General features: G+C 67.6%; 14 protein-coding genes and 6 tRNA genes. 7 read left to right on the top strand and 13 right to left on the bottom strand.

The features are described 5' to 3' along the window. Positions 1 to 70: 70 nt before the first annotated feature. Complete coding sequence (ilvD, locus tag LO55_RS15545) at positions 71 to 1,933, top strand: dihydroxy-acid dehydratase (RefSeq protein WP_071362142.1); 1,863 nt, start codon at positions 71 to 73, stop codon at positions 1,931 to 1,933. Positions 1,934 to 2,018: 85 nt separating this feature from the next. On the opposite strand, the gene LO55_RS15540 is transcribed toward ilvD, so the two are convergent. Together LO55_RS15540 and earP are read right to left on the bottom strand one after the other, a co-directional pair. Then, a complete protein-coding gene (locus LO55_RS15540; RefSeq protein WP_005666727.1) occupies positions 2,019 to 2,594 on the bottom strand; it encodes an elongation factor P in 576 nt (191 codons plus the stop codon). A 107-nt stretch (positions 2,595 to 2,701) separates the two neighbouring features. After that, positions 2,702 to 3,877: an elongation factor P maturation arginine rhamnosyltransferase EarP gene (gene earP, locus LO55_RS15535; protein ID WP_071362141.1), complete on the bottom strand. Its 1,176-nt coding sequence runs from the start codon at positions 3,875 to 3,877 to the stop codon at positions 2,702 to 2,704. 362 nt (positions 3,878 to 4,239) lie between these two features. Here earP and LO55_RS15530 point away from each other — a divergent pair, with 362 nt between their 5' ends. The 3 genes from LO55_RS15530 to LO55_RS15520 all read left to right on the top strand — a co-directional run bounded on the left by LO55_RS15530 (position 4,240) and on the right by LO55_RS15520 (position 7,433). After that, positions 4,240 to 5,151 carry a hypothetical protein gene (locus LO55_RS15530; RefSeq protein ID WP_071362140.1) on the top strand — a complete coding sequence of 304 codons (912 nt, stop codon included), beginning with the start codon at positions 4,240 to 4,242 and terminating at the stop codon, positions 5,149 to 5,151. Between the two features lie 110 nt (positions 5,152 to 5,261). Beyond that, the gene (locus tag LO55_RS15525; RefSeq protein WP_005666724.1) at positions 5,262 to 5,516 is read left to right on the top strand and encodes a hypothetical protein; all 255 of its coding nucleotides are present in this window, start codon (positions 5,262 to 5,264) and stop codon (positions 5,514 to 5,516) included. 24 nt (positions 5,517 to 5,540) lie between these two features. Continuing rightward, positions 5,541 to 7,433, top strand: coding sequence for a S8 family serine peptidase (locus LO55_RS15520; RefSeq protein ID WP_071362139.1), 1,893 nt, complete (start codon positions 5,541 to 5,543; stop codon positions 7,431 to 7,433). A 122-nt stretch (positions 7,434 to 7,555) separates the two neighbouring features. Here the strand turns inward: LO55_RS15520 and LO55_RS15515 are convergent. The 11 genes from LO55_RS15515 to apbC form a co-directional block, all read right to left on the bottom strand. Beyond that, positions 7,556 to 7,631, bottom strand: a tRNA-Glu gene (locus LO55_RS15515). Between the two features lie 121 nt (positions 7,632 to 7,752). Beyond that, positions 7,753 to 7,828: transfer RNA gene (locus LO55_RS15510), tRNA-Glu, on the bottom strand. 76 nt (positions 7,829 to 7,904) lie between these two features. After that, positions 7,905 to 7,980 (bottom strand) — tRNA-Glu (locus tag LO55_RS15505). Positions 7,981 to 8,020: 40 nt separating this feature from the next. Beyond that, positions 8,021 to 8,096: transfer RNA gene (locus LO55_RS15500), tRNA-Ala, on the bottom strand. Between the two features lie 87 nt (positions 8,097 to 8,183). Further along, positions 8,184 to 8,259, bottom strand: a tRNA-Glu gene (locus tag LO55_RS15495). 56 nt (positions 8,260 to 8,315) lie between these two features. Further along, positions 8,316 to 8,391, bottom strand: a tRNA-Ala gene (locus LO55_RS15490). Between the two features lie 234 nt (positions 8,392 to 8,625). Next, on the bottom strand, positions 8,626 to 10,017 hold the full coding sequence (gene gltX, locus LO55_RS15485) for a glutamate--tRNA ligase (protein WP_071362138.1): 1,392 nt from the start codon (positions 10,015 to 10,017) through the stop codon (positions 8,626 to 8,628). A gap of 63 nt (positions 10,018 to 10,080) precedes the next feature. After that, on the bottom strand, positions 10,081 to 13,728 hold the full coding sequence (locus tag LO55_RS15480) for an AMP-binding protein (RefSeq protein WP_071362137.1): 3,648 nt from the start codon (positions 13,726 to 13,728) through the stop codon (positions 10,081 to 10,083). Beyond that, positions 13,721 to 15,094: an aminotransferase class I/II-fold pyridoxal phosphate-dependent enzyme gene (locus LO55_RS15475; protein WP_005666716.1), complete on the bottom strand. Its 1,374-nt coding sequence runs from the start codon at positions 15,092 to 15,094 to the stop codon at positions 13,721 to 13,723. Before LO55_RS15475 ends, LO55_RS15480 begins: the two co-directional genes overlap by 8 nt. Next, positions 15,084 to 17,675: a bifunctional diguanylate cyclase/phosphodiesterase gene (locus tag LO55_RS15470; RefSeq protein ID WP_071362136.1), complete on the bottom strand. Its 2,592-nt coding sequence runs from the start codon at positions 17,673 to 17,675 to the stop codon at positions 15,084 to 15,086. Before LO55_RS15470 ends, LO55_RS15475 begins: the two co-directional genes overlap by 11 nt. A gap of 222 nt (positions 17,676 to 17,897) precedes the next feature. Continuing rightward, the gene (apbC, locus tag LO55_RS15465; protein WP_005666710.1) at positions 17,898 to 18,986 is read right to left on the bottom strand and encodes an iron-sulfur cluster carrier protein ApbC; all 1,089 of its coding nucleotides are present in this window, start codon (positions 18,984 to 18,986) and stop codon (positions 17,898 to 17,900) included. 151 nt (positions 18,987 to 19,137) lie between these two features. Between apbC and metG the strand changes: the two genes are divergently transcribed. From metG to LO55_RS15450, 3 genes are all read left to right on the top strand, one after another. Next, positions 19,138 to 21,279, top strand: coding sequence for a methionine--tRNA ligase (gene metG / locus LO55_RS15460; protein WP_071362135.1), 2,142 nt, complete (start codon positions 19,138 to 19,140; stop codon positions 21,277 to 21,279). A gap of 163 nt (positions 21,280 to 21,442) precedes the next feature. After that, the gene (locus LO55_RS15455) at positions 21,443 to 22,759 is read left to right on the top strand and encodes an enoyl ACP reductase FabMG family protein (protein ID WP_005666707.1); all 1,317 of its coding nucleotides are present in this window, start codon (positions 21,443 to 21,445) and stop codon (positions 22,757 to 22,759) included. 76 nt (positions 22,760 to 22,835) lie between these two features. Then, positions 22,836 to 23,045, top strand: a complete 210-nt coding sequence (locus LO55_RS15450) for a DUF3460 family protein (protein ID WP_005666706.1) — start codon at positions 22,836 to 22,838, stop codon at positions 23,043 to 23,045.

Raw genomic sequence — 23,045 nt, 5'->3', positions numbered from 1 at the left:
ATATTGGACAAATCCAGCGCCACCCTTCACCCTGATGCCATCATTGTTTTTTGCATCGCAGGAGCACCCCATGCCGACTTACCGTTCTCGCACCACCACCCAGGGCCGCAATATGGCCGGAGCCCGCGCCCTGTGGCGCGCCACCGGCATGAAGGACGGCGACTTCGAGAAACCGATCATCGCCGTCGTCAATTCCTTCACCCAGTTCGTGCCCGGCCACGTGCACCTGAAAGACCTGGGCCAGCTGGTCGCGCGCGAAATCGAAGCATCCGGCGGCGTGGCCAAGGAATTCAACACGATCGCGGTCGACGACGGCATCGCCATGGGCCATGGCGGCATGCTGTACTCGCTGCCCTCGCGCGACCTGATCGCCGACTCGGTCGAGTACATGGTCAATGCCCACTGCGCCGACGCCATGGTATGCATCTCGAACTGCGACAAGATCACGCCCGGCATGCTGATGGCGGCGATGCGCCTGAACATCCCGACCGTGTTCGTCTCGGGCGGCCCGATGGAAGCCGGCAAGGTGGTCAAGGTCGTCAACAACGACCGCAAGGTGATCAAGCTCGACCTGATCGACGCCATGATCAAGGCCGGCGACGCCAGCGTGTCCGACGCCGAGGTGGCGGAAGTGGAACGCTCGGCCTGCCCGACCTGCGGCTCGTGTTCCGGCATGTTCACCGCCAACTCGATGAACTGCCTCACCGAGGCGCTCGGGCTGTCCCTGCCGGGCAACGGCACCATCGTCGCCACCCATGCCGACCGCAAGGAGCTGTTCCTGCGCGCCGGGCGCCTGATCGTGGAACTCGCGAAACGCCATTACGAGGGCGACGATTATTCGGTGCTGCCGCGCTCGATCGCCACCAAGGCCGCGTTCGAGAACGCGATGGCGCTCGACGTCTCGATGGGCGGCTCGACCAATACCGTGCTGCACCTGCTGGCCGCCGCGCACGAGGCGCAAGTCGAGTTCACGATGGCCGACATCGACCGCATCTCGCGCCAGGTGCCCTGCCTGTGCAAGGTCGCGCCGATGACCGATAAATTCCACATCGAGGACGTCCATCGCGCCGGCGGCATCACCGCGATCCTGGGCGAACTGGCGCGCGCGGGCCTGCTCGACACCTCGCTGCCGACCGTGCACAGCCCCAGCATCGGCGCCGCGATCGAGAAATACGACATCAAGCGCAGCGACGATCCCGACGTGCACCGCTGGTTCCGCGCGGCGCCGGGCGGCGTGCCGACCCAGGTGGCGTTCTCGCAATCGGAACGCTACGAACAGAACGACCTCGACCGCACCAGCGGCTGCATCCGCGACCGCGCGCACGCCTACTCGCAGGATGGCGGCCTGGCGGTCCTGTACGGCAACATCGCGGAGAAGGGCTGCATCGTCAAGACCGCCGGCGTGGACGAAAGCATCCTGAAGTTCTCGGGCAGGGCGCGCGTGTTCGAGAGCCAGGACGCGGCGGTGGAAGCGATCCTGGGCGACACGGTGCATGCGGGCGACGTGGTCATCATCCGCTACGAAGGCCCGAAAGGCGGACCGGGCATGCAGGAGATGCTGTACCCGACCTCGTACATCAAGTCGAAGGGCCTGGGCAAGGCCTGCGCGTTGTTCACCGACGGACGCTTCTCGGGCGGCTCGTCGGGCCTGGTGATCGGCCACGCCTCGCCGGAAGCGGCGGAAGGCGGCGCCATCGGGCTGGTGGAAGAAGGCGACCTGATCGACATCGACATCCCGGCGCGCACGATCGACCTGCGCGTGACGGCCGAAGAGCTGGCGCACCGACGCGCGGCGATGGAGGCGCGCGGCCAGGATGCGTGGCAACCGGTCGACCGCGAGCGCTACGTGTCGCAGGCGCTGCAGGCGTATGCGGCGCTGACGACCTCGGCCGACCGCGGCGCGGTGCGCGACCTGTCGCAGCTGCGGCGTTGAGGGCGGCAGGCCAGCGCGCGTCGCTGGCCCGCATGGACGAAAAAAAACGCTGCCGAGGCAGCGTTTTTTCTTGAACAGCCGGTGCTTAGTTACGCACGACTTTCTTGTACTCGTTGGTACGGGTGTCGATTTCGATCGTGTCGTCCTGGCTCACGAACAGCGGCACCATGATGGTGTGCTGGTGGGCTTCGATCGCGTTTTCCAGCTTGGCTTCCTTCAGGACGTTGCCCGAGGTGTTGCCCTTGACGGCTGGCTCCGAGTACACGATCTGGCGTGCGATGATGGTCGGCAGTTCGACCGAGATGGCCTTGCCGTCGTAGAACACGGCTTCGCATTCCATACCGTCTTTCAGGTAGTGCAGCGCGTCGCCCAGGTTCTCTTCTTCGATTTCGTACTGGTTGTACTCTTCGTCCATGAAGACGTACAGCGGGTCGGCGAAGTACGAGTAGGTGACCGGCTTCTTGTCCAGCACGACCACGTCGAACTTGTCGTCGCCGCGGAACACGTTTTCCAGCGGAGCGTTGGTCAGAAGATTCTTCATCTTCCACTTGTAGGTGAAGCCGGTGCGGCTCGAGCCGTTGACGTCGGAACGCAGCACGATGAATGGCTTCTCATCAACCATGATGATGTTACCAACACGAATTTCTTTTGCGGGTTTCATAGGTATTTTACGTAAAAAGATAGTTGCATTAAATCATCGCGGGCTGGTGACTGAGCGCCTCGGAACCTGCGTTTGATCGTCGGAATCCGTTAGAAACTAACCGGGCATTATACTCGGTTTTCAGGTGCCTGCCCCAGCTCGCGCACGAAATCGAGCAGCTTCGTCGCCAAATCGCCATGGGCGGTGACCTGGTCGCGCCAGGCTTCGGCCTGCTGCGCGATACGCGGCAGCTCGGCTTCCAGCGCGGCCCAGGCGCCCCGCCAGTCACCGACCTCGCGCGCCCCGTTCCAGCCGAGCATGAAAGCGTCCAGCGCCGGCAGCGCCGGCGCATACGCCTGCAAGAAGGCGCGCAGCTTCTTGTGGTGCAGCTGCTCGTCCTGCGGGTAGATGTGCCAGACGAAGGGGCGCCCCGCCCACTGGGCGCGCACCCAGGAATCCTCGCCGCGCACGAAGTTCAGGTCGCACGACCACAGCAGCAGGTCGTAGTCGTCCTGCGGCACGAAGGGCAGCACCTTCACCGTCAGGGCGCCGCGGGTGGCGCCCGCGCCGGCCACCGCCGCGCCGCCGAGGAAAGCCTCGACCTGCCCCCGCGCCACGCCTTCCGGCACCAGGCACAGCGTCGGCTGCGCCGCCTCGCGCCAGGCCTCGAACAAGCCGTCCACCGGCGCCTCGGGATAGCAGAACAGCGACACCTTGCGCCGGGCCGCCTCCCCTGCCCCCACCCCGAAGCGCGCCAGGAAGGCGGCGGCCTGGGCCGGATCCCGCTGGAAGGCGCGGCGGCGCGCGTCGAGGCCGGCCTCGCACAGCAGGCCGCCGGTGCGCTCGTTAAAGCCGGGGAAGTAGAAGTGCTTGGTCAGCTTCAGCCGTGGATGCATCGACGGCAACCGGTGGCAGCCCTCGACCCACTCCTCGGCCGTCAAGCCTTCGTAGTTGATCCATACCGGACGCGGCGTGCGCGCCGCCATCGCCTCGACCCAGGCCGGCGGCAGCTCGCAGCCGAAGAACTCGATCACGACGTCGGGGATGTCGCCGACGCCATACACGCCGTCCTGGCCGCGCCAGTGGCGTACGGCGACGCCCTGCAGCGCCTGCGCCGCGGCGCCCGGATCGACTTGCGGACAGATGCGGCGAAAGCTCGCCAGGTCGTCCACCCACAGCGTGACCGCCACCCCGTGCTCATGGCGCAACTGGCGCGCCAGGCGCCAGCAGATGCCGATGTCGCCGTAGTTGTCGACGACCTTGCAAAAGATGGCCAGCGACGGCGCGCAAGAATTCTGGAACATGGGTAAACAGTGTGCCGGTCAGGCCGCGGTGGCAGGGGCCGCCATTCTAACGCCATCCGACAAAATATCCATGAGCACAGTGCAATCCGCGAAGAAACTGTGGAGTTTCTGGCACGCGTCTGCGTTATCGCAATGACCAAAACCGAAGTGCGCCTCGATCTCCAGAAGGCAAAAACTTCGCCATCGACGCCCGGTCGAACGCCTACCTGCAGGGAAGGCGGCCTCGATGGCAGCCCTTCCTGCCCTTCGCCTCGCTCCATCGGTATTGCGGTGGCGCGAACAATGTGAACACGGCCGATCGTGGCAGGCGCCAACCCGCTTCCTGCCTGCCGCGATACGGCCGACTACCTGGAGGAGTTACCATGAACGAGTATCAACAAGCAGGCTACCCACAACAGTTCGGACCACAACAGTTTGCGCCGCAATCGCTGGGCAGCATGTTCGGCGCGCCACTGGGCGGCATGATCGGCCGCGGCATCGGCGGCCTGTTCAACAATGCGGGCCTGGGCGGCCGCATCGGCGAGACGGCCGGCGGCTTCCTGGGTCGCTTTTCGCCGTTGTCGGCCGATCCGTCGGGCGGCCTCGGCGCGCAACTGGACCCGCAACAACTGCAAGAGCTGCAGCAGCTCCAGCAATTGCAGCAGATGCAGCAGATGCAACAGCAACAAGGCCAGTTGACCCCGCAAGGCGGCTTCTTCGGCAACCTGATCAGCACGATCGGCAAGCCGGCCGGCTCCCTCATCGGCAACCTGACCGGTAACCGCACCCTGGGGAACATCATCAGCGAAGGCTCCAGCTTCGGGCGCTATGTGCCGTTCGGGGCTGACGCCCAAGGCCAGCAACAAGGCCAGCAAGCGTCGTCGCCACTGGTCCAGCTGCAGCAGCTGCAAGTGCTGCAACAGCAACTGCAGCAAACGCTGCAGCAAGTCCAGCAGCAGCAAGCGGTGCTGCAACAGCAAGTCGCCCAGCAAGGCGGCCAGCAAGGTGGCCAGATCGCCCCGCAAGGCTGGCTCAGCAATGCCATCACCCAATACGCTCGTCCGGTCGGCGGCTTCATCGGCGAGCAGCTCGGCAACCAGGGCCTGGGCGCCGCGATCGGCAACGTCGCCAGCCAGCTGGGCCGCTACGTGCCGCTCGGGGTCGATCCCTACAGCCAGCAACAGTTCGGCCAGCAGCAGTTCGGCCAGCAACCGCTGGGGCAGCAGTTCGGTGGCCAGCAAATGCCGTATGGCGGCCAGCAGATGCCTTACGGCGGCCAGCAAACCGTGCACTGAACCCGGCGCCGAACGCTTGATGCGCAACGCATAACGCTTATTGCCTAACGATGTGCGCCTGTCTGCCGCGGGCATGCGCCAGCGGCAGACCGGCATTCAGGAGCCTCTCCATGCCGGCATCCCTGCCTCCTACGCTCGGCCGCTACATTGTGCGCGCCGCCAACGATGACAACGCGCTCGCGACGTTTCTCGCGACCCTTGGCGCCGAACCAGGCGTGCAATTGGTCGACATTATCGGCCCCTCTTCCGGGCCGCCGCACACGGCCGTCGTCGAGACCGACGCGCCGACCGCCGAACGGCTGCGGCAACAGACTCTCCACCAGTTAACGATCGAACCGGACCAGCCGCTCTCGCTCTCCGACTGAGCGGCCCCGGGCAAAGGACATCCCATGCCAAAACATACGAAAGGCTCCGCCGGCGAAGCCCAGGAGACGCCCAACCCGACTCCTGACGGCGCAGGAGCCAAACGCACCACGGCGGGCGCCATCAATGGCGCCTCGGCCATCGCACGCGGCCGACCGGTCGCCGAGCGCAAGAAAAAATACCTGGTCGCGCCACGCGCGGCGCTCACCGGCGCCTTCGGCGCCAGCAGCTGGGTCGCGCCGCTGGGCCTGTCGGCCGTCCAGCAGGCCCTGCATGCCCTGCCCGACATCGACGTGGTCGACACCATCACCACCCGCGGCGGCATGGCGCCGGCCGGCTTCGGCCCGGCCGCCATGGGCGAACCGGCCGACGGCGTGGTGGTGGCGCGCATGACCGACCAGAAGGCGGGCGAACTGCTCCAGCGCGGCCAGGGCCAGCTGCTGGTCGAGCGCGACCAGCACCTGGAACTGCTCGACCCCATGCTGCGCCGCCCCGACCTCGTCAGTTCGCTGACGCCCTACCAGGGACCGCAGGCCGAGCTGCTGCTCGCCGTGGTCGGCAAGGACGGCGCCCCGCTGCCCGATGTCGAAGTCTCGCTGTTCGGCGGAGCACTGCCGAGCTCCGCGGTAACCGGCCCCGACGGGGTGGCCCATCTGCGCCTGTATGGCGAAGACGCGCACACGATCAGCGGCCTGTACGTCAAGCCGCGCACCGATTACTGGAGCCTCTACCAGCGCGACCCCGACCTGAGCCTGGACGAACCGAACGTCGTCATGCTGCGCCCGCTGGCCGATTGGGCGGCGCTGAGGGGCTTGCCGCAGCAGAGCGCCATGGGCTGGGGCGCCCGCGCCATGCGTCTCGACCAGGTGCCCCAGCAATTCCGCGGCCGCGGCATCAAGATCGCCGTCATCGACTCCGGCGCCGCCACCACGCATGGCAACCTCAACCAGATCCATGCCGGCTTCGACGTCGTCAACAAGAACGTCGACCGCTCCACCTGGAACGTCGACACGCTCGGGCACGGCTCGCACTGCGCCGGGGTGATCGCCGCCGCCGATCCGGCCTGGGGCATACGCGGCTTCGCGCCCGAGGCCGAGATCCACGTCTGCAAGCTGTTCCCCGGCGGCCAGGTCAGCCAGTTGATCGACGCACTCGAGTACTGCATCGAACAGGGGATCGACGTCGTCAACATGAGCCTGGGCGGCGGATCGCCGTCCGAAGCGCTGGAGCGGCAAATCGTGCGCGCCAAGCAGGCCGGCGTCGCCTGCATCGCCGCGGCCGGCAACTCGGCCGCGGCCGTCCAGTACCCGGCGTCGTCGCCGCATGTGCTGGCGGTGGCGGCGATCGGCAAGATCGGCGAATTCCCGCCCGATAGCTACCATGCCGAAACCATCGGCCCGGACAGCGATATGCAGGGTTACTTTACGGCCAAGTTCAGCTGCTTCGGGCCGCAGGTCGACGTCTGCGCGCCAGGCGTGGCCGTGGTGTCGTCGGTTCCGCCCAATAACTTCGCGGCCTGGGACGGCACCTCGATGGCGGCGCCCCACGTCACCGGCCTTGCGGCCCTGGTGCTGGCGCACCGTCCCGAGTTCCAGTCCATGTCGCTGCCGCGCTCGCCGGAACGGGTCGAGCGCCTGTTCCAGGTCTTGCGGATGAGCGCGCGCCCCGTGACCCTCAGCGACCCAACCAGGATAGGTTATGGTTTGCCGGACGCGCTGGTGGCGCTGGGCCTGCCCGTGGCGCAACCGGGCATGGCGTGGCAGAGTGCGGCCGCCGGCTTCGGCATTCCCGCCGGGATGTTCGCGGCGCCGCCAGGCGATGGCGCACGCCTGGGGATGGGAGTGCCCGGCCTCGGCGGCGCGGGCCAGGCGGGAGCGATGCAATATCCATTCGGGGGAGTGCGGCTGGCGGGGTGGTGACGCTGCCCAGACGCTGACGGCCGTCGGGAAGGCGGCCCTGGGACGGCATCCACATCGCCGCACGCAGGCCGCAAAAGAAAAACCGGAGCCCCGCTGTCGCGGCCGGCTCCGGCTTTCTGTATTGGCGTCCCCACGGGGATTCGAACCCCGGTACTCACCGTGAAAGGGTGATGTCCTAGGCCTCTAGACGATGGGGACCTAAAACTGTACTGCTGCTACTTTACTACCACGCCGCCCATGCGGGCGCACTTCTGCCGGCACAATAGAAAAACCGGAGCACCTCTCCGCGCATGCGCGTTGGTCTACTCCGGTTTTAAGCTGGCGTCCCCACGGGGATTCGAACCCCGGTACTCACCGTGAAAGGGTGATGTCCTAGGCCTCTAGACGATGGGGACCTAAAACTGCACAAAACTTAAACTACCGACTACCTTTACCGCGCGCCGCCGCTGGCGCGGCGCACTGCCAAATTCTTGGCGTCCCCACGGGGATTCGAACCCCGGTACTCACCGTGAAAGGGTGATGTCCTAGGCCTCTAGACGATAGGGACCCTAGTAACTTCCGATACTGCGAACTGCTGTTTTCCATCGTGGTGGAGGTAAGCGGGATCGAACCGCTGACCTCTTGCATGCCATGCAAGCGCTCTCCCAGCTGAGCTATACCCCCTACGAGAAAACAACATTTTACTACACTGTTACTGCTTCGACTAGTGCCGCTTGCGCTGCCTTCGTCCGGTCATTCTTGCCAGTTGCCTGGCGTCCCCACGGGGATTCGAACCCCGGTACTCACCGTGAAAGGGTGATGTCCTAGGCCTCTAGACGATAGGGACCGGGAACAACCGCTTACTGCTTTTACTGCCCTACTACCTTACTGCCACTTCAGAGTTGGTGGAGGTAAGCGGGATCGAACCGCTGACCTCTTGCATGCCATGCAAGCGCTCTCCCAGCTGAGCTATACCCCCGCAGCGCTGAAGTGCGAGCATTATATAGGACGACCTTGCATTTCGCAAAGTCCGTTTTTAGCGTTTGTGTTCGGCGCCATTCAACGTCTTTTCTTGCGGTGGGTCAGCGGGTCTTTCCGCCGACGCGGTGATCGCTATCGGCGCCGCTATCGCGCCGGATGACCTGGCTGCCAACCATCACCGCGTGGACGGGGAACCCGTCCACCCTACAGTGCGTCCCGGACACGCGATGTATTACAGGCCCTTCTGCACGCGCGCCAGCACGACGTCACGCCCGAACAGTTCCAGCACCGCATCGATCGCCGGCGTCTGCAGCTGGCCCGTCAACAGCAGGCGCAGCGGCATGGCCAGTTGCGGCATCTTGAGGCTGTGGGCGGCCAGCACTTCCTTGAGCATGGCCGCCAGCGCCGCCTTGTTCCACTCGACGGTGGCAGAGCGCTCGGCGAAGGTAGCTAGGGCGGCGCGCACGGCGTCGGTCAGGTGCAGGGCCAGCAATTCAGGATCCGGCTGCGGATCGCGGTAGAACAGCATCGCCGCATCGGCCAGCTCGTTGATCGTGTTGACGCGCTCCTTCATCAGGCCCAGCACGGTCGGCAGCGCCGGGGCGCCATCGAAGCGCGCGCCGTCGCGCTCCAGCTTCGGCAGCGCCAGCTGCGCCAGGCGCTCGTTGTCGGTCTGCTTGATATAGTGGTTGTTCAGCCAGCCCAGCTTTTCGGGGTTGAACTGGGCCGCCGATGCGGTCAGGTGTTCCAGGTTGAACCACTCGGTGAACTGCTGCATCGAGAAGATCTCGTCGTCGCCGTGGCTCCAGCCCAGGCGCGCCAGATAGTTCAGCATTGCTTCCGGCAGATAGCCCTGCTCCGGATATTCCATCACGCTCACCGCGCCGTGGCGCTTGGACAGCTTCTGGCCGTCGGCGCCCAGGATCATCGGCAGGTGGCCGTACTGCGGCAGCTCGGCGCCGAGCGCGCGCAGGATGTTGATCTGGCGCGGGGTGTTGTTGACGTGGTCGTCGCCGCGCAGCACGTGGGTGATCTGCATGTCCCAGTCGTCGACCGCGACGCAGAAGTTATAGGTCGGCGTGCCGTCCGGACGCGCGATGACCAGGTCGTCCAGCTCCTTGTTGCCGATCGTGATCGGCCCTTTGACCACGTCCGTCCAGGTCACTTCGCCGTCGAGCGGGTTCTTGAAGCGCACCACCGGCTTGACGCCTTCAGGCACGGCGGGCAGGGTCTTGCCCGGCTCCGGACGCCAGGTGCCGTCGTAGCGCGGCTTTTCGCCGGCCGCGCGCATGCGCTCGCGCATCGCCTCGACTTCTTCCGGCGAGCAGTAGCACAGATAGGCGGTGCCGGCGTCCAGCATGCCCTTGACCACCTCGCGATAGCGGTCCATGCGCTGCATCTGGTAGAACGGGCCTTCGTCGTGCTCCAGGCCCAGCCACTTCATGCCGTCCAGGATCGCCTGCACCGCTTCCGGCGTCGACCGTTCGAGGTCGGTGTCCTCGATGCGCAGGATGAAGGTGCCGCCGAAGTGGCGGGCATAGGCCCAGGAATACAGCGCGGTGCGCGCGCCGCCCAGGTGGAGGTAGCCGGTCGGGCTGGGAGCGAATCGGGTGCGAACGGTCATGGCAGAAAGCAATCAGGTAAAAGAGCGTATTTTACCCCGTCGCCCTGCGCGCGGCTGCATCGGTCAGCCGCCCGCCGCCCCTTCCTGCGCCGTCCCCGCCGCCCGCCTGGCATCCAGATAGGCGGCCAGCTGCGCCACCGTCTGGTATTCATACAACAGCTCGGCATTGATCGTCATCCCGGTCTGGCGCTCGAGCTCCAGGGCCACCGGCATCGCCGACAGCGAATCCAGTCCCACCTCGGCGAAGGGCTGGTCGTCGCCCAGCGTCTCGACGCCGCCGTCCAGCCCGTACAGCAGGCAGCGCCGCACCAGCGCCCGGGTGTCCTCCAGGCCGGCCGGCGCCGGCGCCGACGCCTCCATTTTTGCCGGCGCGGGAACAGACGCGCGCGCGGCCGCCTCCCCGGCGCCGGGCCCCCAGCCGGGTTCCAGCAGCGGATCGCGCTCACGGCCCTCCCCCGCCGCCTCCTGGTCCGGCGTGCCGATCGCGTCGGCATAGGCGGCGATGCGCGCCGCCAGGGTCGCTGGCGCCGCCGGCGCGCCGTGCTTGAGCTGCGCCCGCAACGCCGACCAGCGGCGCCGCGCCCAGGGGGCCGCCGGGCCGTCGCCGCAGGCTGCCACCAGCAGGGTCCATGCGCACAGTTCGCCGGCCGCATAGCCTGGGCAGGTCGCGCCGGCCTCCAGCAGCGCCGCGCGCGCCTGCCGCACCACGTCCGCCCCGTCCAGCACGTCGGCGGCGAACGCCAGGCAGCCGCCGTCCAGCGCGCCGGCGCCCAGGTGCACGTACAGCGCCTCGGTCGGCCCTTCCAGGATGCGCATCACGCGCGCGTCGCGCATCAGGAGCGGCGCCAGGCTCGGCTCCAGGTAGCCGCGCCCGCCCAGCAGCTGCATCAGCATGTCGGCCGCCTCCCACAGCAGCTCCGAGGCCACGCACTTGCAGGCCATGCAGGCTTCCTGCGGCAGGCCGCCGCGGGCGCCCTGGGCCCCATGAACGCCGCCCCGATCGTCGTAGGCGCCGAGCGCGCGCACCAGCGCCTCGAGCGCGTCGATCGCGCTTGTCAGGCCGTCCAGCCGCGCCAGGGTCACCGGATGCTCGAGCAGGCGCCCGCCCGCCACCTCGCGCCGGCTGGCGTAGCGCAGCATCAGCTGGGCGCAGCGCTTCATGCCGCCCACGCACAGCGCGCCGATGCCGAGCCGGGCGAAGGCCATCGCGTCGCGCGCCACCTCCATGCCGGCGCCCGGCTGGCCCAGCACGTGGGTGTCGGGCACGAACACGTCGTCGAAGCGCAGCGCGTTCTGGACCATGGCGCGCATGCCCATGGTCAGCGCCTCGGCGTCCTGGCGCAGTCCCGGCGCGTCGTCCGGCAGCAGCAGCGCGACCGTTCCCAGCGCCATCCCCTGCTCGTCCAGCGCGCGCGCCACCACCGTGATCCAGCCGGCCCAGTTGGCCAGGCCGATCAGGTGCTTGTCGCCATTCAGGCGCCAGCCTCCTGGGCAGCGCTGGGCGCGGGTGCGCATCGCCAGCGGATTGGCGCCAGCCGCCGGCTCGGTCAGCGCGAACGCGGCCAGCTGGCGCCCGCCGGCCAGGTGCGGCGCCACCGCCGCGCGCAGGCGCTCGGGCGCGAAGCGCAGCACCGGCCGCAGCCCCAGGCCGTTGTGCACCCCGACCGCCGTCGCCAGGGTCAGGTCGATCGCGGCCAGCTGCTCCATCAGGCGCAGCAGGTCGCCGGTCGCCAGTGCCTTGCCGCCCAGCGCGAGCGGCGCCTGCATGCCGAGAAAGCCGTGATTGCCCAGGTCGAGCAGGACGTGCGGCGGCATCGTGCGGCGCTCGTCCATCAGGCGCGAGTCGAGCCGGCGCGGCGCCCAGCGCCGCAGCCAGTCGCGCATCTCGCCCGCCGTGCGCCGGCTCTGCTCGGCCGCGCTCGGGTCGCGCCCGTCGCTGCTGCGACGGCGCGGATGGAGTTCGCGCTCCGGATACCGCGCCGCGTATACCACGTCCAGTTCCTCGCGCGCGGCCAGCGCGCGACACAGCGCGCGCTGCACCTTGCCGCTGCTGGTGCGCGGGAAGGATCCGGGCCGCACCAGCGCCAGCAGTTCGACCGTGGTGCCGAAGCGGCTGGCCACCGCGCTGCGGATGCGTCCGACCAGCGCGTCGAGCTGGGCCAGGCTGGCGGCGTCGCCGCGCCCGCGCCGGGCGATGCGCACCAGGCGGCGGTCGGCCTCGAGCACGATCGCCAGCCGTTCCTGGCCGCCGTCGTCGACCCCGAACACCGCGCAGCGGTTCGGCTCCAGGAAACCGGCCACCTCTTCCACCAGCATCTCGACGTCCTGCGGATAGATATTGCGGCCGTTGACGATCACCAGGTCCTTCAGGCGCCCGGTGATGTACAGCTCGCCGTCGCGCACAAAGCCCAGGTCGCCGGTGCGCAGCCAGGGTCCGGCGCCGTCCGCCAGCCTGGCCTCGAAAGCGGCCTGCGCCACGAAAGGCGCGTTGCGGTAGCCGCGCGCCACCGCGGGTCCGGCCAGCCAGATCTCACCGACCCGGCCAGGGCCCGCCGGACGGCAGCTGTCCGGATCGACCGCCAGCAGGTCCACGCCCGGCGCCGGCGGGCCGCAGCTCACCAGTTCGCGCGCATCGGGGTCGTTGCGGTCGGCCTCGCGCACCTGGCCCGCCTCGAGCCGCGACTGGCTGAGGGCGAAGGTGCGCGGCGCCTGCCCGCGCGGACCGCCCGCCGCCAGCAGGGTGTGCTCGGCCAGGCCGTAGCAGGGGAAAATCGCGCCGGGACGCAAGCCGCACTCGGCGAAGGCCGCGAACAGGCGGCGCACGGTGGCCGCGCGCACCGGCTCGGCGCCGTTGTAGGCCACCGTCAGGCAGGACAGGTCGAGCCGGGCCTTGTCTTCCTGGGTGGCGCGGCGCGCGCACAGGTCCCAGGCGAAATCGGGCGCGCCGGCGCAGGTGGCGCGGTAGGCGTGGATCGCCTCCAGCCAGCGCTGCGGCTGGCGCAGGAAGGTCGCGGGCGCCATCAGGACCGAGCGAAAGCCCACGCTGGCCGGCGTGACGATGCTGCCCACCAGGCCCATGTCGTGGAACGGCGGCAACCAGCTCACCATGACGCTGTCGGCGTCGAAGCCGAAAGCGGCGCGGATCATGGCGACGTTGGCCGCCAGGCTGGCATGTCCCACCTCGACGCCGCGCGGCGCCATGGTGGAGCCGGAGGTGTACTGGATGAAGGCCAGCGCATCGGGCCCAGCCAGGGGCAACTGCGTCGGCGCTCCTTGCAGCGTATCGGTGCACAGCAGGCGCGTACGCCCGCCATCCATCACGAAGGCCAGCCCGGGCGCGGCCTCGCGCAGGGCCAGCGCCAGCGCCGGATCGGCGTCGACCAGCAACGCGCGCAGATGCCGCTCGCCGCCGTTGCGGCGCGGCAGCGGGGCCGGCACCGCCACCAGGCCGGCGCGCAGGCAGGCGAAGAACGCGGTCACGAAGGCCAGGCCGGGCGGATACAGCAGCAACGCCCGTTCGCCCGGCGCGGCCTCGCGCGCCAGCACCCCGGCCAGCGCCTCGACGCGCGCGGCCAGCTCGCCATTGCTGAGGGATTCCTCGCGCCCGTCCTCGCGCAGGAAGGTGAAGGCGACGTGGTCGGGCGCGCTGCGCGCATGGCGTTCCAGCTGGCGCAGGACGAAAGCCGCCTGCAGCGGCTCGCTCTCAGCCACGATAGCGCTCCTGGTAGGCCTCGCGCGGCGACTTGCCGACGAAGGCGCCGGCGCCGGCGCGGCCGCAGGCATTGGCGACCAGGCTGGCGCCGCGGCGCAGCTGGGCCGGCGTGTGCTGGGCCATCAGCTGCAGCCGCAGCCGCGCCGCGCCGAGCGGCACGCCGGGAAACTCGACCGGGTTGACGAACACCGAATCGCGCGCCAGCAGCATGCCGGCCACGCGCGCCGCGCTTTCCAGGCCGGTCCACACCGGCACGATCGGCGACGGCTCGCCCAGGCAATGCAGGCCAGAACAGGCCAGCAGCGCGCGCAGCTCGACCGCGTTGCGCAACAGGTCGGCGCGCAGCCCGTCGCCCTCGCTCGAGGCGACGATGCGCAGGCTTTCCAACGCCACCGCCGCCTGCATCGGCGACAGCGCGTTCGAGAACATGTGCGGCCCGGCGTACAGCTGCAACTGGCGCCGCGCCCCCTGGCTGGCGCAGGCGACGAAGCCGCCGTTGGTGGCGAAGGTCTTGGAAAAGCTGCCCATCACGATGTCGATCCGTCCCTGCATGCGCTGGCTGGCCACCACCCCGCCGCCGCCCGGCCCCAGCGCGCCCAGGTCATGCGCCACGTCGACCAGCAGGGTCGCGCCGTATTCGCGGCACAGGTGCTGCAGCAATGGCAGGTCGGGGCTGTCCGCGTCCATGCTGAACAGGCCCTCGGTCACCACCAGGATGCCATTGACCGCGTCCAGCGCGCGGATCCGCGCCAGCAGCTCGCGCACGTGGTCGCAGTCGAGGTGGCGGTGCACCAGCACGTTGCGGGTGGCGCAGGCCGCGCCCTGGCGCAGCGAGGCGTGGGCCAGGGCGTCGATCACCACGTGGTCGAACGAGTGCACCAGGGCCGTGATCACGCCGAAGGCCGCCGCCCAGCCGGTCGGGAACAGCACCAGCTGGTCCAGGCCCAGCAGCTCGCCGAGCGCGCTTTCCAGCGCCTGCGAATGGCGGGTATTGCCCAGCAAGACGGCCGAGCCGGCGCTGTGCGGCCCGGCGTCGTGCAGCGCGCGCCGCGCCGCCTCGTGCACCGCCGGATGGGCGGCCAGCGACAGGTAGTCCTGGGACGCGAAATTGATGCCGCGCGCGGGCGAGGCGCCATCGTCGGCCACGCTCGCCAGCGGACCGGGCGCGCCGATCAGCACCCTGCCGTAGGGCCAGACGCCGTGGCGGGCGCGCAGCTGCACCCAGGCGTCGAGCGCGCCGCCGCGGCGCAGCAGGTCACGCCCGCGCGGCTGGGCGTACTGGGCGACGTTGCCGTCCAGGGCGCCGGAAGCGCCCAGGGCCGCCGGGTCGCGCACCGGGTCGAAGGGAATCGATTCATTCTGCACGGCGTCCTCCAGCTACGGATTCAAGAATGCGGGTTGGCGCGAGCGTGCCGTCGGCGCACTCGCGCTGCTGGCGCCCCAGCAGCGCCGCCACCAGCCCGGGCGCCAGCGGTCGGTCGAACAGGTAACCCTGGGCGGCGTCGACGCCCATCGCGCACAGGTCGCCCAGCTGCTCCGTCGTCTCGACCGACTCGGCGATCACGGAAAGGCCAAGGCGGTGCGCCATCGCCACGATGCTGTCGGCGACGGCGTAGGCGCGCGCGCGGCCGCTGGCGGCGCCCAGGCGGCGCACGAACAGGCCATCCATCTTGAGGATGTCCACCGGCAGCTCGCACAGGTAGTTCAGGCTCGAATAGCCGGTGCCGAAATCGTCGATCGAGACCAGCACGCCGGCGCGCCGCAACTGGCTCACCACGGCGCAATTGGCCGCCAGGTCCTCGATCAGGATGCCTTCGGTGATCTCGAGATCGAGGCAGGCGGGCGGCATTCCGGTCTCGGCCAGGATGGCCAGCATGCGCCCGGCCAGGCCCGGCTCGCGCAGCTGGCGCGCCGACAGGTTGACCGCGGTCTTTATCTCCGGCAGGCCGGCGGCGTGCCAGGCGCGGTTCTGCAGGCAGGCGCAGCGCAGCACCCACTCGCCGATCGGGACGATCATCCCGGTCTCCTCGGCCAGCGGGATGAAGCGGCCCGGGTCGATCCGGCCGTACACCGGATGCTGCCAGCGCACCAGCGCCTCGACCCCGATCACGCGCCGCTCGCGCAGCTCGACCTGCGGCTGGTATTCGATGAACAGCTGGCCCTGGGCCAGGGCGTCGCGCAGGCCGTTCTTCAGCGCCAGGCGCTCGCTCTGCGGCGGCGCCAGCGCGCCGGCGGCGGCGGCGCCGCCGCTGCCCGCATAGAAGCGCACGATGTTCTGGCCCCAGCCCTTGGCGCTGCGCATCGCGATGTCGGCGCGCTTGAGCAGCGCGTCGACGTCGCAGTCCGGCGCCGGATAGAGGGCGATCCCGACCGCCAGCGTCACGTAGCAATCGTGTCCCGCGACCGACAGCGGCGCCGTGAAGCGGTCGAGGATCTTGTCGGCCACCAGCTGGGCGTCGGCCTGGCTGCCCAGGTCTTCCAGCAGCGCCACGAATTCGTCGCCGCCCCAGCGCGCCACCGTGTCGCAGTCGCGCAGGCAGCGCCGGATCGCGCCGCCGGCCTGGTGCAGCAGGATGTCGCCGGCCTCGTAGCCGAGCGCGTCGTTGACTTCCTTGAAGCGGTTGATGTTCAGCAGGAGCAGCGCCACCAGGCGGCCGTTACGGCGCGCGCGGTCCATCGCATGGCGCAGGCGGTCGCGCAGCAGGCGCCGGTTCAAGAGGCCCGTCAGCTGGTCGCGCTGGAAGCCGTCGGCGCCGTCCAGCGGCGCACGGGCGTCGGTGACCGGCGCGCCCAGGCTTTTCGCCACTTCGGCCGGCCCATCCTCGCCATGGCACAGCACCCGGTTGCGGCCGCCCGACTTGGCCAGGTACAGGGCCTGGTCGGCGCGCACGATGGTTTGCGCCACCTTCTCGCCCAGCCGGTACTCGGCCACGCCGGCCGACACCGTCAGCGTGATGGTGCGCTCCGCGTCAAGGCAGCGCAGGCCTTCGACCGCGCCGCGCACCCGTTCGGCCAGCGCGATCGCGCTCGCGGCCGGCGTCTCGGGCAGCATCAGCAGGAACTCTTCTCCGCCATAGCGCCCGAAGGCGTCGAGCGCGCGCAGCTGCTCCTGCACCGTGCGGGCGAAGTCGCGCAGCACGGCGTCGCCGGCCGCGTGGCCATAGGTGTCGTTGATGCGCTTGAAGAAATCGATGTCGAACAGGCAGAGGCAGAACTCGCTGCCATTGCGGTCGGCGCGCTCCTTTTCCTTTTCCACGAGGTCGAGCAGGAAGCGGCGGTTATGGATGCCGGTCAGCTCATCGCGGATCGCCAGCTCATTGATCGTGGCCAGGGCCTGGCGCAGGCGCGAAAAGCCGTCGTTCTTGGTCAGCTCGAACAGCAGCACGAACACCAGCACCACGACGTACAGGCCGAGGTCGCACACCAGGTGCAGCAGCGGCATGTCGGTCCGCGGCGTCAGCGGCTGGGCCAGGCCGTTGGCCTCCAGCAGGTAGATCAGGGTGGCGCTGGCGCAGCTCATGGCCAGCCAGAAGCCGGCGCACCGCTTCCCACCCAGGAACATGGCCACCACCGGCCCCGTGATCAGCCAGCTGACGGTGGGCGAGACGATGCCGCCCAGGTGCCAGCTGAGCCAGCTGAAATTGAAGAACAGCGCGCACAGGAACACTTCGCGCGCCGCCACCGCGCTGCCGGTCAGGCGCAACACCGGCGGCGCCGACAGCATCACCGCGCAGCACAGCAGGATCTCGACCGCGGCCGTCTCCAGGCCCAGCAGCCAGTAGGCGAGCGCGTACAGCGGCCCGGCGGTGCCGGCCATTACCGCCGCATTCACCACGTTGCCGGCGCGCGCCGCCTGGGCCGCGTCCTGCTGCAGCGCGGCGGGGATGAAGCGGTGCGCGACGCCCAGGTAGCGCCCGCTCCACCGCTGTGTGCTGTCGTCGTCCATGTGATTCCCAATACCCGTTTGCACACCCGTGCGGTGGTCGCTCAAGGTCAGAGTGTAGGTAGGGAATTTCCTAACGACTTTATTTTCAAACAGATAGTTAGCAGGAAAATGCTGACCGATCGGCGCAGTTTCGGGATGCGGAATGAATGACGCGCGCCAACAACAAGGTGCTGGCGCGCGTCGGCGGGAGGGAGTGGAGCGGGGCTGGCGCCCCGACTCGCGTCAGTCGTTCTTGACGACGATGCTCGGGAACTTGCTGCTCATGTCCTTTGCCTTTTCGGCGATCTTGACCGCGACCTTGCGCGCGATCTGCTTGTAGACGGCAGCGACCTGGCCCTCCGGATCGGCGACCACGGTCGGACGGCCGGCGTCGGCCTGTTCGCGGATCGCCATGGTCAGCGGCAGCGCGCCCAGGAAATCGATGCCGAAGTCGGCGCACATCTTTTCGCCGCCGCCATGGCCGAAGATCGCTTCGGTGTGGCCGCAGTTGGAGCAGGTGTGGGTGCTCATGTTCTCGACCACGCCCAGGATCGGGATGCCGACCTTCTCGAACATCTTGAGGCCCTTGCGCGCGTCGAGCAGGGCGATGTCTTGCGGGGTGGTGACGATCACGGCGCCGGTGACCGGCACTTTTTGCGACAGCGTCAGCTGGATGTCGCCGGTGCCCGGCGGCATGTCGACGATCAGGTAATCCAGGTCGCGCCAGTTGGTTTGCTCGAGCAACTGCTGCAGGGCGCCGCTGGCCATCGGGCCGCGCCATACCATCGGCTCGTCCGGATCGATCATGAAGCCGACCGACGACACCTGGATGCCGTGGTTCTCGAGCGGCTCCATGCTCTTGTTGTCGTGGCTGACCGGACGGCCGGACACGCCCAGCATCATCGGCTGCGACGGGCCGTAGATGTCGGCGTCGAGCATGCCGACGCTGGCGCCCTCGGCGGCCAGGGCCAGGGCCAGGTTGACGGCCGTGGTCGATTTGCCAACACCACCCTTGCCCGAGGCGACGGCGATGATGTTCTTGACGTTCGGCATGACCTTCATGCCGCGCTGTACGGTGTGCGACACGATCTTGCTGTAGGCGCGGATGGCGACGCCTTCGACGCCGGGCAGTTCCAGCACGGCGGCGGCGGCCATGCCGCGCAACATTTCGACCTGGCTGGCGGCCGGGTAGCCCAGCTCCAGCTCGAAGGTGACCTGGCCGCCTTCGATCTTGATGTTCTTGACCGACTTGGTCGTGACAAAATCTTTTTGGGTGTTAGGATCGATGACTTCCGACAAAGCGGTCTTGACGTCGTTCTCAGTGATGCTCATGGTGCTCTCCGGATGATATTGGGGCGAAGTGTAGCGCAAAACGGCCTGCTTGCTGGGCCGATGGACGCAAAACCGGGCAATACCCCCTGAGCGCGCAGGGCCATCCACTGGTAAAATGCTTCTTTTCATATAACCCGAGCGTTTCGACACCATGACCCGCAAGCTGTTCGTCACCACCGCACTGCCCTACGCCAATGCTGCCTTCCATATCGGCCACATGATGGAATACATCCAGGCCGACATCTGGGTGCGCTTCCAGCGAATGCAGCGCGACAATGGCACGCAACGCGAGGTGCATTTCGTCTGCGCCGACGACACCCACGGCACGCCGATCATGATCGCGGCCGAGAAGGAAGGCATCACGCCGCAGGAATTCGTGGCCAAGATCGCCGCCGGCCGCCCGCAATACCTGAACGGCTTCCATATCGCCTTCGACAACTGGTATTCGACCGATTCGCCGGAAAACGTCGAACTGTCGCAGGGCATCTACCGCAAGCTCCGCGACGCCGGCCTGATCGTCACCAAGACCGTCGACCGCTTCTACGACACCGCCAAGGGCATGTTCCTGGCCGACCGCAACATCAAGGGCGAGTGCCCGGTCTGCCATGCGAAAGACCAGTACGGCGACAACTGCGAAGTGTGCGGCGCCGCCTACCAGCCGACCGAACTGATCAACCCGTTCTCGGTGTTCACCGGCTCGACCCCGGTGCTGAAGCCGTCCGAGCAATATTTCTTCAAGCTGTCCGACCCGCGCTGCTTCCAGTTCCTGAAGGAATGGCTGAACACCCCGGGCCGCCTGCAGCCCGAGATGGTCAACAAGGTGTCGGAATGGCTGGGCGAAGAAGGCGAGAAGCTGGCCGACTGGGACATCTCGCGCGACGCGCCCTACTTCGGCATTCCGATTCCGGATGCGCCGGGTAAATTCTTCTACGTGTGGCTGGACGCGCCGGTCGGCTACCTGGCCAGCCTGAAGAACTATTTCGAGAAGCAAGGCAAGGACTTCGACGCCTTCCTGAACGACCCCGACGCCGAACAGCTGCACTTCATCGGCAAGGACATCGTCTCGTTCCACCTGCTGTTCTGGCCGGCCATGCTGAATTTCTCGGGCCACCCGATCATCGACAAGCTGAAGGTCGCGGTGCACGGCCACCTGACCGTCAATAACGAAAAGATGTCCAAGTCGCGCGGCACCGGCATTTCGCCGCTGCGCTACCTGGAGCTGGGCATGAACCCGGAGTGGCTGCGCTACTACCTGGCCTTTAAGCTCAACGCCAAGGTCGAAGACCTGGACTTCAATGGCGACGACTTCGTGGCCCGCGTGAACAGCGACCTGATCGGCAAATATGTCAATATCGCCAGCCGCTGCGCCGGCTTCGTCGCCAAGCGCTTCGACGGCAAGCTGGCCGACAGTCTGTCGCAGACCGCCCGCGACACCATCTGCAAGGCCCTGATGGCGGACGGCGCCGAGCGCCAGACCAGCATCGCCGCCGCCTTCGAGGCGCGCGAATATGGCCGCGCCCTGCGCGAGATCATGGAAATCGCCGACGTCATCAACCAGTACGTCGACGAGCACAAGCCCTGGCTGCTGGCCAAGGATGAAACCAAAACCGCGGAATTGCACGACGTGTGCACCACGGCGCTCATCCTGTTCCGCCAGCTGACCATCATGCTGGCGCCGGTGCTGCCGAACGTGGCGGCGCGCGTGACGGAATTCCTGGGCGATGCAGAACTGAGCTGGGCCGACACCCATGGCGCCGCCGTCTACGAAACCATGCTCGGCCGCACCATCGGCGCCTATGCGCACCTGATGCAGCGCGTCGATGCCAAGATGGTCGAGAACCTGTTCGACAAGCCTGCGCCTGCCGCGGTTCCTGCACTGGCGCCGAAGGCTGAGGCAACGCAAGCACCGCAGGCCGAGTCGGCCGGCGACAGCGACATCGAAGCCCTGGCCCCGGAAATCTCGATCGACGACTTCACCAAGATCGACCTGCGCGTGGCCAAGATCGTCAACTGCGAACATGTGGAGGGCTCGAGCAAGCTGCTGCGCCTGACCCTGGACGTGGGCGAAGGCCGTCACCGCAATGTGTTCTCGGGCATCAAGTCGGCCTACCAGCCGGAAGACCTGATCGGCAAGCTGACCGTGCTGGTCGCCAACCTGGCGCCGCGCAAGATGAAATTCGGCGTCTCGGAAGGCATGGTACTGTGCGCCTCGAGCGCCGACGAGAAAACGAACCCGGGCCTGTACCTGCTGGACCCGATGCCGGGCGCGACGCCGGGCATGCGTATCCGCTGAATTGTTAAGGCATGAGGCCGCTCTACCACCGGCACGGCTGGTCGTAGAGCGGCCTCATGCAAGCCTCGGGAAGCATTCCCGAGCTTGTGGCGTGTGTGTACAATGCCATGTTTTAAATATGACAAAACGCCGCCACAAACTCTTTTGATAGGTAGCTAATAATATGACCGATTTGACTCCTCTCCGCCATATCCCAGAAGCCAATGTGTTCCGTAAGGGCGACGTCTTCGTCCTGTTCGGCGAACTGTTCGGCCGCGGCTATGTGAACGGCCTGATCGACCAGGCGCGCGCCGCCGGCATGACCATCGTCGGCGTCACCGTGGGTCGCCGCGACGACAGCGGCGCCCTGCGCGCCCTGAACGACGAAGAACTGGCCGAGGCGGAAGAGAAACTGGGCGGCCGCATCATCAATGTGCCGCTGATGGCCGGCTTCGACATGGACGCCCCGGAAGGCGAACAGAACCCGACCGAAATGCTGTCCGGTATCACCCTGAAGAACTGGCAGGAAGAAAAGCTGGACTGGGAACGCATCGAGCGCTGCCGCGCCGCCGGTGTGGCCCGCTTCACCGGCTCGGCCGCGACCGTGATGGCGGAGATCGACAAGCTGGTGCCGGAAGGCGCCAACGTCTTCTTCGCCCACACGATGGCCGGCGGCATCCCGAAGATCAAGGCCTTCCTGGCCATCGCCAACCGCATCTACAAAGGCCGCGGCGAGCGCTTCATGTCGTCGCGCGCCCTGCTCGACAGCGACTTGGGCAAGCTGATCCTGATGAACTTCGACGAAGTCTCGGCCAACACGCTCAAGTACCTGATCGATGCGTCCGCAGCCATTCGTGAGCGCGTGACCCAGGCTGGCGGCGAAGTGCGCTACACCGCCTACGGCTACCACGGCACCGAGATCCTGATTGGCGACGAGTACCAGTGGCAGACCTACACCAACTACACCCAGGGCTACGCCAAGATGCGCCTGGAATCGATCGCCGAAGCGGCCTGGAAGAACGGCACCTTCGCGACCGTGTTCAACTGCCCGGAGATCCGCACCAACTCGTCCGACATCTTCGTCGGCGTCGAGCTGTCGCTGTTCCCGCTGCTGCGCGCGCTGAAGAAGGAAGGCGGCGGCGCCTGGGCCGACGAGCAGTGGCGCATCTGTGAAGAGCTGCTGGGCGAAGGCACCTCGCTGCAACAGTTGCTCGACACCATCGAGGGGTACAATAACGATGCGACCAGCGCCACCTTCCGCAACTTCGAAGCCTGGCCGATGGACAACACCCCGGAGCTGGCCGACGTCATGATCGGCACCTCGGAAGCCATCACCGGCCTGCACAAGGACAAGAAGGCGCTGATCACCGATCACCTGTCGAGCCTGGTGCTGGAAGGCGCCGGTCCGTTGATGTTCCATGGCGCGTCGGAAAAAATCGCGCCGGTACTGTGGCTCAACCACGACATCATCGCCCGCCAGCTGAACGAGTTGCACAAGTAAGACTTGACGCCGGCGGCGGGTGGCAGAAGAATCTGCCCGTCGCCGGCAACCAGCCGTCATTTATCTTAAGCGAACCATGATCTTCTCGAAAAAACACGTGATGTACGAATCCGAGCACACCAAGTTCATCTCGGAGCTGAAGAAGCAGAATCCGCACCTGGACGCGGGCCAGGTCGCCGGCCGCGCCCTGCTGTGGGACAAGGAGCCGGTCTCGCTCGACGAGCAGGCCCGCATCCAGGAATCGCGCCTGCGCCAGCAGGCCTACCCGTACCAGACCAAGGTCTGA

It is taken from the genome of Massilia timonae (assembly GCF_001866515.1).
Taxonomy (GTDB): domain Bacteria; phylum Pseudomonadota; class Gammaproteobacteria; order Burkholderiales; family Burkholderiaceae_D; genus Telluria; species Telluria timonae.
The sequence above is the reverse complement of the archived record's forward strand: the minus strand, read 5'-3'. Positions and strand labels throughout refer to the sequence as shown.

What these genes read in the sequence shown, in the direction of transcription:
- ilvD (WP_071362142.1), top strand. Translation starts at nt 71, where the DNA reads ATGCCGACTTACCGTTCTCGCACCACCACCCAGGGCCGCAATATGGCC.
- LO55_RS15540 (WP_005666727.1), bottom strand. Translation starts at nt 2,594, where the DNA reads ATGAAACCCGCAAAAGAAATTCGTGTTGGTAACATCATCATGGTTGAT.
- earP (WP_071362141.1), bottom strand. Translation starts at nt 3,877, where the DNA reads ATGTTCCAGAATTCTTGCGCGCCGTCGCTGGCCATCTTTTGCAAGGTC.
- LO55_RS15530 (WP_071362140.1), top strand. Translation starts at nt 4,240, where the DNA reads ATGAACGAGTATCAACAAGCAGGCTACCCACAACAGTTCGGACCACAA.
- LO55_RS15525 (WP_005666724.1), top strand. Translation starts at nt 5,262, where the DNA reads ATGCCGGCATCCCTGCCTCCTACGCTCGGCCGCTACATTGTGCGCGCC.
- LO55_RS15520 (WP_071362139.1), top strand. Translation starts at nt 5,541, where the DNA reads ATGCCAAAACATACGAAAGGCTCCGCCGGCGAAGCCCAGGAGACGCCC.
- gltX (WP_071362138.1), bottom strand. Translation starts at nt 10,017, where the DNA reads ATGACCGTTCGCACCCGATTCGCTCCCAGCCCGACCGGCTACCTCCAC.
- LO55_RS15470 (WP_071362136.1), bottom strand. Translation starts at nt 17,675, where the DNA reads ATGGACGACGACAGCACACAGCGGTGGAGCGGGCGCTACCTGGGCGTC.
- apbC (WP_005666710.1), bottom strand. Translation starts at nt 18,986, where the DNA reads ATGAGCATCACTGAGAACGACGTCAAGACCGCTTTGTCGGAAGTCATC.
- metG (WP_071362135.1), top strand. Translation starts at nt 19,138, where the DNA reads ATGACCCGCAAGCTGTTCGTCACCACCGCACTGCCCTACGCCAATGCT.
- LO55_RS15455 (WP_005666707.1), top strand. Translation starts at nt 21,443, where the DNA reads ATGACCGATTTGACTCCTCTCCGCCATATCCCAGAAGCCAATGTGTTC.
- LO55_RS15450 (WP_005666706.1), top strand. Translation starts at nt 22,836, where the DNA reads ATGATCTTCTCGAAAAAACACGTGATGTACGAATCCGAGCACACCAAG.